13 protein-coding genes are annotated in these 13,629 nt (G+C 36.0%); 6 read left to right on the forward strand and 7 right to left on the reverse strand.

Features of this window, described 5'->3' with window-relative positions; translation table 11 throughout:
* Window positions 1-256 precede the first annotated feature (256 nt).
* From tagO to ACX9TM_RS26250, 3 genes are all read left to right on the forward strand, one after another.
* Complete coding sequence (gene tagO / locus ACX9TM_RS26240) at window positions 257-1,330, forward strand: UDP-N-acetylglucosamine--undecaprenyl-phosphate N-acetylglucosaminephosphotransferase TagO (RefSeq protein WP_000378319.1); 1,074 nt, start codon at window positions 257-259, stop codon at window positions 1,328-1,330.
* Window positions 1,331-1,529: 199 nt separating this feature from the next.
* Complete coding sequence (locus ACX9TM_RS26245) at window positions 1,530-2,267, forward strand: polysaccharide deacetylase family protein (RefSeq protein ID WP_000597149.1); 738 nt, start codon at window positions 1,530-1,532, stop codon at window positions 2,265-2,267.
* 104 nt (window positions 2,268-2,371) lie between these two features.
* Window positions 2,372-5,047 carry a sigma-54-dependent transcriptional regulator gene (locus tag ACX9TM_RS26250; RefSeq protein ID WP_000820967.1) on the forward strand — a complete coding sequence of 892 codons (2,676 nt, stop codon included), beginning with the start codon at window positions 2,372-2,374 and terminating at the stop codon, window positions 5,045-5,047.
* A 144-nt stretch (window positions 5,048-5,191) separates the two neighbouring features.
* Here ACX9TM_RS26250 and exsM read toward each other — a convergent pair whose 3' ends face one another.
* On the reverse strand, window positions 5,192-5,605 hold the full coding sequence (exsM, locus tag ACX9TM_RS26255) for an exosporium regulatory protein ExsM (protein ID WP_000207046.1): 414 nt from the start codon (window positions 5,603-5,605) through the stop codon (window positions 5,192-5,194).
* Between the two features lie 187 nt (window positions 5,606-5,792).
* Between exsM and ACX9TM_RS26260 the strand changes: the two genes are divergently transcribed.
* Window positions 5,793-6,974 carry a chromate transporter gene (locus tag ACX9TM_RS26260; RefSeq protein WP_065212333.1) on the forward strand — a complete coding sequence of 394 codons (1,182 nt, stop codon included), beginning with the start codon at window positions 5,793-5,795 and terminating at the stop codon, window positions 6,972-6,974.
* 39 nt (window positions 6,975-7,013) lie between these two features.
* On the opposite strand, the gene chbG is transcribed toward ACX9TM_RS26260, so the two are convergent.
* From chbG to ACX9TM_RS26285, 5 genes are all read right to left on the reverse strand, one after another.
* Window positions 7,014-7,718: a chitin disaccharide deacetylase gene (gene chbG / locus ACX9TM_RS26265; RefSeq protein WP_016123775.1), complete on the reverse strand. Its 705-nt coding sequence runs from the start codon at window positions 7,716-7,718 to the stop codon at window positions 7,014-7,016.
* A gap of 49 nt (window positions 7,719-7,767) precedes the next feature.
* Window positions 7,768-9,093 carry a 6-phospho-beta-glucosidase gene (celF, locus tag ACX9TM_RS26270; protein WP_000145750.1) on the reverse strand — a complete coding sequence of 442 codons (1,326 nt, stop codon included), beginning with the start codon at window positions 9,091-9,093 and terminating at the stop codon, window positions 7,768-7,770.
* A gap of 3 nt (window positions 9,094-9,096) precedes the next feature.
* On the reverse strand, window positions 9,097-9,420 hold the full coding sequence (locus tag ACX9TM_RS26275) for a PTS lactose/cellobiose transporter subunit IIA (RefSeq protein ID WP_000989059.1): 324 nt from the start codon (window positions 9,418-9,420) through the stop codon (window positions 9,097-9,099).
* A gap of 182 nt (window positions 9,421-9,602) precedes the next feature.
* Complete coding sequence (celB, locus tag ACX9TM_RS26280; protein WP_001168855.1) at window positions 9,603-10,907, reverse strand: PTS cellobiose transporter subunit IIC; 1,305 nt, start codon at window positions 10,905-10,907, stop codon at window positions 9,603-9,605.
* Window positions 10,908-10,923: 16 nt separating this feature from the next.
* A complete protein-coding gene (locus ACX9TM_RS26285; protein WP_001023567.1) occupies window positions 10,924-11,226 on the reverse strand; it encodes a PTS sugar transporter subunit IIB in 303 nt (100 codons plus the stop codon).
* 410 nt (window positions 11,227-11,636) lie between these two features.
* On the opposite strand from ACX9TM_RS26285, the gene ACX9TM_RS26290 reads away from it, so the two are divergent.
* On the forward strand, window positions 11,637-12,746 hold the full coding sequence (locus ACX9TM_RS26290; protein ID WP_063220543.1) for a polyamine aminopropyltransferase: 1,110 nt from the start codon (window positions 11,637-11,639) through the stop codon (window positions 12,744-12,746).
* A gap of 28 nt (window positions 12,747-12,774) precedes the next feature.
* Window positions 12,775-13,146 carry an adenosylmethionine decarboxylase gene (gene speD, locus ACX9TM_RS26295; RefSeq protein ID WP_000456814.1) on the forward strand — a complete coding sequence of 124 codons (372 nt, stop codon included), beginning with the start codon at window positions 12,775-12,777 and terminating at the stop codon, window positions 13,144-13,146.
* A 160-nt stretch (window positions 13,147-13,306) separates the two neighbouring features.
* Here the strand turns inward: speD and ACX9TM_RS26300 are convergent, their stop codons facing one another.
* Window positions 13,307-13,624, reverse strand: a complete 318-nt coding sequence (locus ACX9TM_RS26300) for a PTS sugar transporter subunit IIA (RefSeq protein WP_000379645.1) — start codon at window positions 13,622-13,624, stop codon at window positions 13,307-13,309.
* Window positions 13,625-13,629: the final 5 nt, after the last annotated feature.

Consider the following 13,629-nt stretch of genomic DNA (forward strand, 5'->3'; position numbering starts at 1 on the left):
AGTATTCACTATCGAAGAAAAAGAGGAAATGTCACATTCCGAAGTCCAGTACGATTAACCTTCTCATATGATTCAACATTCTATATACAATTGTCATATATTCTATTCGCTTCCATTAACCGTAAAAAGAAAAAAAGATTGAATTCTAATCTTTTTGTGATACCATATGTTATGAGCCTGTAAATAAACATCATAATTTTCAGATAAATATATTTTCAAAAAAAAATTACGTTAGACTATAAAGGGTGGGGTATTAATGGACTCACAAGTGATTTATGCCATTTTGGCATCTTTCATCACTGTACTTGTCGTTACTCCTTTAGTTATTAAATTAGCTTTTAAAATAGGAGCGACAGATAAGCCAAACGCACGTAAAGTGCACCAAAAGATTATGCCACGTCTTGGCGGGTTAGCAATATTTATTGGTGTAGCTGTAGGATTTGTTGTCGGCGGCTTATATGAGCAAAGAATGTTATCGATAACGCTAGGTGCGATTATCATTGTAATCATCGGAATTTTAGATGATATGTACGAGTTATCTGCGAGAGTAAAATTCGGTGGACAACTGTTAGTTGCCATTATGATTGTAAAAAGTGGATTATTAGTGCAAGTATTATATATCCCATTCCTTGGGGATACTGAACTTGGATGGCTTGCTTATCCAATTACAGTATTTTGGCTTGTAGGTATTACAAATGCAATCAACTTAATTGACGGCTTAGATGGATTATCTGCTGGGATTTCATCTATCGTACTTGCAACACTAGCATATATGGCCTTCACTAGCCCATGGGGTACTGGAACAGCTATTATCTTGCCACTCGCATTAATTATATTAGCAAGTACAATTGGATTTTTATTCTACAACTTCCATCCAGCAAAAATTTTCATGGGAGATACAGGAGCACTATTTTTAGGATACTGTATTTCTGTTATATCGTTACTTGGATTATACAAAAGTGTAACGTTATTCAGTTTTATCGTTCCAATTATCATTTTAGGTGTACCTATATTTGATACGATCTTTGCAATCATCCGTCGTATCGTAAATAAAAAACCTATTTCAGCACCAGATAAATCGCATTTACATCACCGCTTACTTGCAATGGGGTTCTCTCATCGCAAAACGGTACTAATTATATACGCATTCGGTATTTTCTTTAGTGTAAATGCCATTATTTTCACTAGTGCAACGTTATGGCTATCCATTATTCTTCTTTTCGCTTTGATTTTCTTCACAGAAATCATCGCTGAAATAATCGGGCTTGTACATGAACGCTACAAACCAATCATTTCCTTTTATAAAAAAGTGAAAAAACGAGAAGACTAATTGTAGTATAGCCTTTTCAATTATGAAATATTCAAATAGCATCCTCTTTCTTATAAGAGGATGCTATTTTTTATTCTCATTTTATATTTCCAAAATATAGATTGTTTGAGAGTTCCTCTATTGGAGAAAGATATACATAATAAGAAAAGTATCAAGTTTTCTTTTTTACATCTTGATTGTCAAACTGAGGGTGAATGTTATGATCAAGCGAGTATTTCAATGTATTATTTTATTTTTAACGATTACTATGTACGTATCATCTAATACTGAAGCAACAACTGTTATTCCTGCTGAATATCATCCAAATACTGAAACAACTTCTCCTACACAAAAAATTGCGTACTTAACATTTGATGACGGACCAAACAAATATACTACACAAATTTTAAACATCTTAAAAGAAAAGAACGGAAAAGCAACTTTCTTTGTTATTGGTGGAAAAGTACCACATTATAAAAAGACAATGCAACGATTAATTAAAGACGGACATTATATCGGACTTCACAGTATGTCACATGATGTAAAACGCCTTTACACTGGTGACCCTTCCACTTTAATTGCAGAAATGGAGCAAACACAAAGCATTGTCCAGCAAGTTACGAAATTAAATACACATCTCGTTCGCGTTCCATATGGTAGTATGCCTTACTTAAAAAAGAATTACCGTGACGCACTTGTATCGGCCCAGTATAAAATGTGGGATTGGACGATCGATACATACGACTGGAAAAGCTATGACAATCCTTCTGCCATACTCGAAAGAGTACGTAATCAAAGTGATGAACAAGTCGAAGTCATTTTAATGCATGATTCGAGTGTAACCGTACAAATACTGCCAAAAGTAATTGATTATTTACAGTCACAAGGATACAAACTTCTTCCCTATAATCCTTCTTCTCATCTCAAGGTAAATTTTTGGAAAGACACAAGATTGTAACAGCTTTAGTGCCTATGTGCTAAAGCTGTTTTATTTTTCTCTTCCCACCCTTCCCATTTTTGTGTAAAATTTTAAATAGTGATGAAGTTTCGAGGTGAATAGAAATGAAACGAATAGATCTCATTTTTAACGCAATACAAAAAGGCAATTATACAGAAGGTGTAACCGCATCAGAACTCGCTACATTTCTGCAACTAGATCGCGCCAATGTAAGTAGCGATTTAAACAAACTTGTAAAAGATAAACGTTTATTAAAAACAAATACGCGACCTGTTCGTTTTTACATAGAAACGAACACTTCGTTGGAAACGCATTCAAAAGACATAACTTCATTAGATACATTTGCAATTGAAAATACGAGCCTTAAAATTGCAATTGAAAAAGCGAAAGCTTCTATTCTCTATCCTCCAAACGGTATGCATACTTTACTACTGGGAGAAACAGGGGTCGGAAAGTCTATGTTTGCTTCTTTAATGCACGAATATGCAATTGAAGTTGAACAGCTTCCCAAAGATGCACCATTTATCGTCTTTAACTGTGCTGATTATGCAAATAATCCACAGTTACTACTCGGGCAATTATTTGGGATTAAAAAAGGAGCTTATACAGGAGCAAGTGATCAAAAAGGGTTAATTGAAAAAGCACATGAAGGAATTCTTTTCTTAGATGAAGTACATCGCCTGCCTCCAGAGGGACAAGAAATGCTTTTCACCTTTATTGACCGCGGAGTATACCGCCGCCTTGGAGAAACAGAGAACGAACGTAAAGCACAAGTATTAATCATTACTGCAACAACAGAAGAACCAAATTCATTTTTATTAAAAACATTTACAAGACGTATACCGATGACTGTTACGCTGCCACCACTTCGTGAGCGTACACATAAAGAGCGCTTTGCTTTACTACAGCTATTTTTCACAAATGAAGCAATTCGTCTGCGAAAAGACATTCACGTTAGCCCAAATGCAATGCGTGCTTTCGTCTTTTACAATTGTCCCAATAACATCGGTCAATTAAAAACAGATGTTCAAATTGCCTGTGCGAAAGCCTATTCTGATTTGGTCACAAAGAAACGTGATTCTGTCTATGTTTCAAGTACAGATCTACCTTGGTATATGAAAGAAGGGTTGTTCATTGAAAGGAAGAGCCGTCACTTATACCAAATACCAAATGAAACATTTGTATTTACAGGTGAGGAAGGTTGGAGTAATCATAAAACAGAAGATGAAAAACGCTCTTCTATTTACGATTATATTGACTATAAATACGAAGAACTTCAAGCACGTGGTATTGAAGAGGAAGAATTAGAATTACTAATAGAAAATGATGTTCAAAGCTTTTTCGTACAATATTTTAACCAAATATCCAAAAAAACAAGCCATGAAAATGTTTTTAAAATTGTGGATCGTAATATCGTTTCCGTATGTGAAAAAATAGCGGAACTTGCTGAAAAGCATTTATCTAAGACGTTTGATGAAAAAGTATTTCTTGCTTTAAGTTTACATGTACAGACAACTCTACAACGTTTACAAAGCGGAAAACAAATACATCACCCACAATTAAATCAAATTCGTACGAAATATAAAGAAGCTTTTTCCGTAGCTATGCAATGCATTCAACTACTGGAGGAAGAATTACAAATAACAATGCCTATTGATGAAGCTGGCTTTTTAACAATGTTCTTCGTTGTTGATCCAATTCCTGCCTCACAAACAGAAGTAAAAGTATTAATATTAGCACACGGTAATGGCATCGCAACTGAAATGGCAAACGTTGCAAACGAACTTCTCGGTATTGAGGAAGTAACCGGTATTGATATGCCGTTACACGAATCACCGAAAGATTTCTTGGAACGTGTGAAAGTGTATATGAAAACACTACAAAATGTAAATGGGCTTCTCTTACTTGTCGATATGGGGTCACTTGCTTATATCGGTGACATATTAGAAACGGAGTTCAAAATCCCTGTACGTGTTCTCTCGATGACGAGCACACCACATGCACTAGAAGCAGCTCGAAAAGCTCAGCTCGGTTATTCATTAGATGCGCTGTATGAAACAGTAAAAAATTTAACACCGTTTTACTTAAACGTACAAGAAGAAAAGAAAAAACCTCTCTCTCCAATGAAATCTGTTATTTTAACAGCTTGTTTAACTGGTGAAGGAAGTGCTTTAGCTATTCAAAAAATGTTAGAGAACTATTTACGATTTGATAAAGACTTAATTGAAATTATTCCGATTAGTATCGTCCATGAAAAAGATTTAACGAAAATGATCGAGAACATAAAAAAAGAGCGTAATATCATTTGTATCGTCACGAATTTCGATGTGCAAGTGCCGTGCTTAACATATCATTTCCAAGACATCGTAAACTACACAGCGATTCAGCCCATTCAAGAATTAATTACGTATGAAGAAACATATGCAAAAATGGCGGATATTCTTGAACAACAAATGCAGCGTAACGATGGGGCATTACTTATTAAAACAATTCGTTACGCATTAAATACAATTCAAGAATTAATTTCCTTACAGCTAACTCCTGATAGCTTAATGGGGGTTATTCTGCATATGAGCTGTATGGTTGACCGTCTTCAAAAAGGAGAAAGCCTTCTTCCTCACCCTGATAAAGAGAAAAGAAGACAAGATGAATACTGGATGTATATGAAAGTAAAAAAAGCATTGCAACCGATTGAAAATACATTTGAAATACAAATACCTGATGACGAAGTATTTTACGTTATGGACTTCTTTATTAAAAATCAGCCTGTTAAAAATTAATTGAGGCCGTTTTTAAAAATATCGACCGTAACGTGAGTTATATCAGCGATTTTCAAAACATATCGATTTACCGACAATAATCGCTAAAACTAGCACCTTATATAATGAGAAAAGGCTGTTCCAACATATGGACAGCCTTTTCCTCTACTTCTTTACTTTTCTAACTCGCCCTCTTATTTCTCCTCTTTTTTGTGATTTCGTATGAACATTAACATATACATTTGCTTGAATAATTTCTTGAAGTAAATGTACAAATGATTTCCCTTGTAAAGGTCCCTCAAAATCCTCTACATTCACTACACCAGTAATACTTCCCTCGTTCAAACTAATCCCTTGCTCCAGTGGACCATACAAATATAAAACAACAGGACCAATTTGAGTAGACTTCCCTAAATGAATTTGACACGATGTAACCTTTTCTATATTTTTTAGTATTACTCTGTAATGCAATTTCGTTAAATCATCACTAAAAATAAACTCTGCTACCCCAAAAGCTTCTGTATTTACAGGAGGCACTTCCCTCTTACCTGTTAACCTGGCAAAGAAATGTGTTGTCATAAGGCATTCTCCTTATATAAATTTCCCAGCACTACTTCTACTACTTTATGGTTTAGACATAATCATTTATGACTTTTTCAATTTTAATTACAAAGAAAAGATTCACAAAATCTTTACATTAAAATCGTTCCTGTAGATTGAAAGTCTCTTGTATAATGCACATAGAAAAACATTATAGGAGGTTATTTTGAAAAAAAACAAACACATCTTTCACACATTATTAGAGATTTTTCTCGTCTCATTTAAATTAGGACTTACTTCATTCGGCGGTCCTGTCGCTCATCTCGGCTATTTTCACCACGAATATGTGCAAAAAAGAAAATGGATGGATGAACGAAGCTATGGAGATTTAGTAGCGCTATGTCAATTCCTTCCTGGTCCTGCCAGCAGTCAAGTCGGTATGGGGGTTGGATTATTAAGAGGCGGACTATTAGGAGCTATTATTTCATGGATTGGATTCACTTTACCGTCTGTACTTGTTTTGGTTTTCTTCGCCTCATTCCTTAATCAGTTCGATCTTGGAAGTGCTGGCTGGATTCATGGACTAAAACTTGTAGCAGTAGCTATTGTCGCTCATGCCATATGGGGAATGGCGCAAAAGTTAACTCCAGATCGCAACCGTGCGACGATTGCGATTGTAACTGCCGCAATTGCCTTATTATGGCCAAGTAGTTGGACACAAGTCATCCTTATTATAATATGTGGCTTTATCGGCTGGTTTTTATATCGCAACCAACCAATTAGCCAATCTCAAAATATAAAAGTACCTATTTCAAAAAAAATAGCAGTTTCTTGTCTCGTCTTATTCTTTGGACTATTACTACTGCTACCAATATTAAGACCGTTCTCTTATTACATCGCTTTATTTGATAGTTTCTATCGCTCTGGCGCACTTGTATTTGGAGGAGGACACGTCGTGCTGCCCCTTCTTGAAGGTGAGTTCGTACAAAACGGGATGATGACGAAAGAACAGTTTCTAGCTGGATACGGATTAACACAAGCAGTACCAGGACCACTATTTACATTCGCCTCTTATATAGGAGCAGTGTTAAACGGGACGCTTGGGGCAACACTCGCAACAATTGCGATTTTCCTTCCTGCTTTCTTACTCGTTATTGGTGTTTTACCATTTTGGAACAGTGTGAGAAAAATATCTTTCATACAAGGCGCACTACTTGGAGTCAATGCCGCTGTTGTCGGTATTTTAATTGCCGCTTTTTATGATCCTATTTGGACGAGTACAATTATAAATGCTTCAGATTTCGTTTTCGCTTCGCTTCTTTTTTGTTTACTAGCTTTTTGGAAAACGCCACCTTGGGTTATCGTTATACTGGGAGCCTTTGGCGGATATATTCTGTCCATTTTATAAATAAAAAACGACGGCATGATGTAGCCGTCGTTTTTTCTATTAAAACTTCACAAGCTCTATGCCTTCTGGCAACTCACTCTCTGTTAAAATACGCAATTCCTTCACACGATCCATTACGTAAGAAGAACGCTTCACAAGCTCTGGATCAATATAAGCTGGATGAACCATAATTTCTACCGTTTGTTCACCTTGTACTCTTTCTTTTAACTTCACAAAGTAATCTTCCGTCACACCATCCGCATAAAAGTCACTGTAAAACACATCAGAAAATGGATGCACCGCTCTATCTTCCTCACAACGACGAATCGGAACATTATATTTAGCCGCTAATCTCTTAAGAACATCATGTAAAATCGGTAAACCATGCACATGATGATGACTATCTAAATGAGTTGGTGTTAATCCGTAAGATAAAAACTTCTCAATTTGAGCAGTCCATTCTCTCTCAACTTCTTCTGGATTTATATTCCCTTCCCTTACAACACTTTGTTTATGAAACGATCCGTTTTCCCCTACGAGTGACGGTACATCCTTTAACAGTGGTTCTCCTGCCGTTAATACGAGATGTACGCCTACTCCGAGTAGGTTGTACTCTTTCGCTAAGCGTACCGCATGCTCTGTTCCTGGCATATTCATCATCATCGTCGTTGAATTTACAAGTCCATTTATATGCCCATCAATAATGCCGTAATTTGTACCTTCTGTAAGACCGAAATCATCTGCATTTACAATTAACTTAATCATCATAATACCTCCTAATAGAATAAAAAAAGCGGGCTAAATAGCGCCGCTTTTACTTCTCTACCTTTTTGAAGAACTGCGGAAGATACTCTTTATGTGCTTCCAACATTTCATCTAAAATTTGTTTTGCAACTTTATCTGATGGTACAAGTGGATTGATTGTCATAGCAAGCAGCGCCTTATGATAATCCCCTGTAACAGCAGCTTCAATTGTTGTGCGCTCGAATGATTTAATTTGTTGTACTAAACCGCGAACTGGTACTGGAAGGTCTCCAACTGCAATTGGTTTTGGGCCTTCTTTCGTAATAATACAGTTCACTTCAACAGCTGAATCATGTGGTAAGCTTGCAATTGTTCCGTTGTTTCGTGTATTAACAGGCTGGATATCACCTTTATTATTGTAAATAGACGTAATTAAGCTACATGCTGCATCACTATAATAAGCTCCGCCACGTTTTTCTAATTGTGGTGGTTTAATATCTAAGTTCGGGTCTTTATATAACTCAAATAAATCATTTTCTAATTGTTTTACTACTTCTGCACGTGTACCTTTTTCAACAGAAGCTTCTTTCTCTTCTTCTAACATTTCACGTGTTTTGTAGTAGTAACGGTGGTATGGACATGGAATTGCACGAAGTCCTCGAATAAAGTCTGGTTCCCAGTTAAGCGCTGCGATATTTTCCATCGTAATTTGCTTTTCTGGATCTGTCACAAGCTCTAACACACGATCCATTACACTCACGCCATCTAAATATACGTCTAATCCATATACCATATGATTTAAACCTGCGAAATCAACGTGAACACGACTCGCATCTACTTCAAGTAATTTTGCAAGACCCATACGAATTCCGATTGGAACGTTACATAGACCAACTACTCTTTGAATATTTGTATAACGAAGAACAGCTTCTGTTACCATACCAGCTGGATTTGCAAAGTTAATTAACCATGCATTCGGACAGAGCTCCTCCATATCTTTACAAATATCTAAAATAACAGGAATCGTTCTCAACGCTTTGAATAAACCACCAGGACCATTCGTTTCCTGACCGATTACATCATATTTTAATGGGATTGCTTCATCTTTTGCACGTGCTTCTAATAAACCAACGCGAAGTTGTGTTGTTACGAAGTCAGCATCTTTTAATGCCTCGCGACGATCAAGTGTTAAATGTACCTCGATTGGTAAACCTGATTTTTTCACCATACGTTTCGCTAAGTTACCAACGATTTCTAACTTTTCTTTTCCTGCCTCAATATCTACTAACCAAATTTCACGAACAGGCAGTTCATCATAACGCTTAATAAATCCTTCAATTAACTCTGGTGTATAACTAGATCCACCGCCGATTGTAGCAATTTTAATTCCAGTCATGTTTTATTCCCCTTTCGCTTCAAGCTTTTTATAAAGATCGATAAACTCTGCTGCTAATTCTTTCACTGTAATCGCATTCATTAAATGATCTTGTGCGTGAATTAAAAGAACACTAACCTCTGTTTTTTCTCCTCTTGCTTCTGATTGTATGAGCTCTGTTTGGAAATGATGCGCTTCATTAATCGCTTCTTTTGCCTTTACCATCGCTTCATCTGCTTCTACCATTTTCCCCTGTTTGGCAAATTGAAGTGCCTCCATCGCAAAGCTTCGTGCGTTACCACTATTTAAAATCAATTGGAATGGAATTTGTTCTGCTGTAGTCATCATAATTACCGCCCTCTCTATAAGGTTCAACCGATTTAAATACCCCTTCAGTTTGAACATTTCTATTACATTATTATTTTATGAATGATAGTTTGGTGTTCTTGTAGATGAGTTTCATCTTTTTGAACATGATATAAAGGTAATTGTTCTCACAGATCATGTTGTCTGTGAGAACAATTATTATGTTACATAGGTACAGAGTTGTTATTTCCTTGTGCTGCTTTTTCAGTACGAATAACTGAGCGATCGCATGCGACAACGAATGGGAAGTAAATCGCCATTGCAATAACAAAGTTGAATAATTGTAAAATCGCACCAGAAGGATGTAAACCTGTTACAAGATATCCACTAATAATTGGTGGAACGTTCCATGGAACCATCGCTACTGTTTTTGGTACCCATCCTAAGTAAATTGCTGTATAAGATGTAATAACTAACACAACAGGTGTTAATACGAATGGGATGAATAAAATTGGATTTAAAACAATTGGTGTACCAAAGATTACTGGTTCATTAATGTTGAATGCACCTGGCCCAATCGATAGGCGAGATACACCACGTAATTGTGCACTTTTCGCTACAATTAATACAACAACTAAGAATGCTAATGTTGCACCAGAACCACCAAGATATACGAAAGTATCAAAGAACGGTTTTGTAACAATATTTGGAACATCAAATGCAGATGTACCATCTTGGAATAACTTAATATTTTTCTCTAATGCCGGTAAGTAAAGTGGCTCAATAATACCCCCAACAATATTTGGACCATGTAAACCAAAGAACCAAAGTACATGTACTAATAATGCAATAACAATTGCACTTGGTAACGTACCCGCTAAACCTTGTAATGGGACTTGTAACGTATTAAAGATATACTCATGAACACTTGTACCTGCTAGTTTTACTGCTAATTGAATACTTGCAACACCTGTTAAAATCACAAATGCTGGAACTAACGCAGCGAAAGATTTCATTACTGCTGGTGGTACACCGTCAGGCATTTTAATTGTAATGTTTCTTTGTACGAAGAATCTAAATACCTCTGTAACTAAGATTGCAACAATTAATGATACGAATAAACCTTGTGCACCAGTCCAAGCTAAGTTTAAACCGCCCTCTTTTGGTGTTGTTGGTGTAAGAATAACTAAAGCACCAAATGAAATAATACCAGCTGACAATCCATCAACACCGTAAGATTTTGCTAAGTTATAACTTGTGGTAACCGCAACCATCAGAGCTAATACCCCAAAGGATCCTGTCCACATGCCACCACCAATTTGTGTCCAAGTTTCACCGAATAAATCTTTCATAAAATCTTGGAATGCTGGAATTGGTAAACCATTAACTAGTACTGCCATAGAACCCACTAAAATAAGTGGCATAACTGCAATAAATCCGTCACGGATCGCAGCTAAGTGACGTTGCGACCCGATTTTACCAGCAATCGGAACCATGTACTTCTCCATAAATGCAATAAATTTTTGCATTTCGCTTCCCCCCTAATTATTTTTTAAGTGTTAATGCATGATCTAAAACTGCTTCTCCATTCATCATGCCGTAGTGCATTGGATTGATAACGTCGATTCCAACGTTTTTCTCATCAGCAAGCGTTTTCATTGAAGAAAGCATGTAACGAACTTGTGGTCCTAATAATAATACATCTGCTTGATCGATATTTGTTTTTACTGCATCCCCAGATACAGCCCAGATTTTTCCTTCTAGACCGCGAGCTTTTGCAGCCGCTTCCATTTTTGTAACTAGTAAACTTGTAGACATCCCTGCTGAGCAACATAATAAAATATTCATTTGAAAATCCCCCTTGTGTAGTATAAAAAATTTATGTTTTATTTATTTTTCTTTACGCTATTTATTAGTGCAATTAGCGTGCCAACTTTTTAAAACCACTAAAATCAGTGCTTTTTCGACTGTTTTCTTTGTGTGTTAACGCTTTCAATTAGTGTGTCGTTCAAAAAACACACAGTGTGTTATAAAACAACACGCTTTTAACACATAACTGTATGAAAATAGATTAGTGTTTAGTTGTCTAGTTGTGTTTAATATGAAAAAACACTAAAAAACTTTTTTATCGTAGGAATCTAGTAAAAAACAACATTTTCTTGAGCTCAGTCTTCTATCTATTCTATTGTCCAAGCAAACTCTACTAGATTACATAAAATAAAATAGAATAAAATAACACAATTCGAAAGGGGATTCCTATGCCAAAACATAGAAAACAAAGCAAAATAAAGATTTATAGAATAACAAGCTATAAAAAAGACAAGCGTTCTGAATTAGACTCTGACAAATTTGAACTAGAACAGCAGGACAAGCATGATATACAAGAAAAACAAGATAAACAGGACAAACAGGATGAGCAGAATAAGCAAGATAAGCAAGTACAATCGGAAAATGTAATTATAGTACCTACAGATTCACACAGCTTAGATGTGTGGGATGAAATTTCTCTAAAGGAAATACAAGCTGGTGAACATACGAACCTATTTGAAGAAAAAAGTAATTACCAAAATATTAATTTAGTCCAAGTAAACGATGTTCGCTTATACTTGGACAAGCAACTACAATTCAGCTCCGTCGATGAGCAAATTTATCATGAAGCACTTGTACATCCAATTATGTCAAAAGTAATCGATCCAAAACGTGTTCTCATATTAGGTGGTGGCGATGGTCTTGCCTTACGAGAAGTTTTGAAATATGAAACTGTGCTACATGTAGACCTTGTTGATTTAGACGAGGCGATGATTAATATGGCACGTAATGTTCCAGAAATAGTATCTTTAAACAAAAATGCTTTTTTTGATAATCGAGTGAACGTGCACGTATGCGATGCAAAAGAATTTCTAAATTCACCTTCATCTTTATACGATGTAATCATTATTGATTTTCCAGACCCAGCGACAGAGTTGTTAAGTACTTTATATACAAGCGAACTATTTGCTCGTATAGCTACATTCTTAACAGAAGATGGTGCTTTCGTCTGTCAATCTAATTCACCTGCTGATGCACCTCTAGTATATTGGAGTATCGGTAATACAATTGAACACGCTGGATTAACTGTAAAAAGCTATCATACAATCGTTCCTTCTTTCGGAACTGACTGGGGATTTCATCTTGCTACTAATTCTGCACATGTACTCGATCAAATTGAACAATTATATGTAGTACCAACTCCTCGAACATTGCCTGCTATTCTTTTTCCTTTATTTCAATTTAAAGAAGAACATCTAGAACAACGTAACCTCGCTCTTTTAAATTCAGAATCAAATCTTATCTTACATCAATGCTACAAACAGGAAATGAAGTTTTGACGATATTAATAGTAAGGAGTGCTGCCCTATGGAATACTCTACCTTTGGCAAGCATATAATAGTGGATTTATGGGGAGTGGATTTTTCCCTATTAGATGATATTCACTTTTTAGAATACCATTTAGTTAACGCTGCAGATTGCTCTGGTGCCCATGTTTTAAACGTAAGTAAAAAAGAGTTCCAGCCATATGGTGTTACTGTATTAGTGTTATTATCAGAAAGCCATCTTTCCATTCACACTTACCCGGAACAAAATTTTGCGGCTATTGACTGTTATACTTGCGGTACAACCGTTGAACCACAAATAGCGATTGATTATATCGTAAATATATTAAAACCGGAACGGATGCATATAAAAAGATTAATTCGTGGTATAGGAGAAATTGTTACTGCCGATTAATTATAACTCTTACTCATCCGAAAAAAGGAGGATTGTAAAATACCATCAGTGGGATGAACATTCCACTGATGGTACAGGCACATACATAAAATGAAATTTTAATTAGTGGGAGTTTTACTGCCCGTTAATTCGAGATAAAAAAACCTTGCATAAGCAAGGTTCATTCATCCACCGACATCTTCCTATATAACTCTACAAACTCACTCGCTAATTCTTTCACCGTAATTGCATTCATTAAATGGTCTTGTGCGTGTACCATTAAAAGAGTAACTTCGGTCTTTTCACCACCAGCTTCTTTCTGGATAAGCTCCGTTTGTACACGGTGCGCCTCTTTTAATTCCTCTAGTGCTTCTTGTAATTTAGCTTCAGCTTCTGTAAACTCCCCACGCTTCGCACAATCAATTGCTTCCATTGAACAACTTCTCGCGTTTCCCCCATGCAAGATTAAATGAAAAGCTTTCGTCTCTATCGTATCCATTTTAG

It is taken from the genome of Bacillus sp. LH1 (genome assembly GCF_057924895.1).

What these genes read in the sequence shown, in the direction of transcription:
- tagO (WP_000378319.1), top strand. Translation starts at nt 257, where the DNA reads ATGGACTCACAAGTGATTTATGCCATTTTGGCATCTTTCATCACTGTA.
- ACX9TM_RS26245 (WP_000597149.1), top strand. Translation starts at nt 1,530, where the DNA reads ATGATCAAGCGAGTATTTCAATGTATTATTTTATTTTTAACGATTACT.
- ACX9TM_RS26250 (WP_000820967.1), top strand. Translation starts at nt 2,372, where the DNA reads ATGAAACGAATAGATCTCATTTTTAACGCAATACAAAAAGGCAATTAT.
- exsM (WP_000207046.1), bottom strand. Translation starts at nt 5,605, where the DNA reads ATGACAACACATTTCTTTGCCAGGTTAACAGGTAAGAGGGAAGTGCCT.
- chbG (WP_016123775.1), bottom strand. Translation starts at nt 7,718, where the DNA reads ATGATTAAGTTAATTGTAAATGCAGATGATTTCGGTCTTACAGAAGGT.
- celF (WP_000145750.1), bottom strand. Translation starts at nt 9,093, where the DNA reads ATGACTGGAATTAAAATTGCTACAATCGGCGGTGGATCTAGTTATACA.
- ACX9TM_RS26275 (WP_000989059.1), bottom strand. Translation starts at nt 9,420, where the DNA reads ATGATGACTACAGCAGAACAAATTCCATTCCAATTGATTTTAAATAGT.
- celB (WP_001168855.1), bottom strand. Translation starts at nt 10,907, where the DNA reads ATGCAAAAATTTATTGCATTTATGGAGAAGTACATGGTTCCGATTGCT.
- ACX9TM_RS26285 (WP_001023567.1), bottom strand. Translation starts at nt 11,226, where the DNA reads ATGAATATTTTATTATGTTGCTCAGCAGGGATGTCTACAAGTTTACTA.
- ACX9TM_RS26290 (WP_063220543.1), top strand. Translation starts at nt 11,637, where the DNA reads ATGCCAAAACATAGAAAACAAAGCAAAATAAAGATTTATAGAATAACA.
- speD (WP_000456814.1), top strand. Translation starts at nt 12,775, where the DNA reads ATGGAATACTCTACCTTTGGCAAGCATATAATAGTGGATTTATGGGGA.
- ACX9TM_RS26300 (WP_000379645.1), bottom strand. Translation starts at nt 13,624, where the DNA reads ATGGATACGATAGAGACGAAAGCTTTTCATTTAATCTTGCATGGGGGA.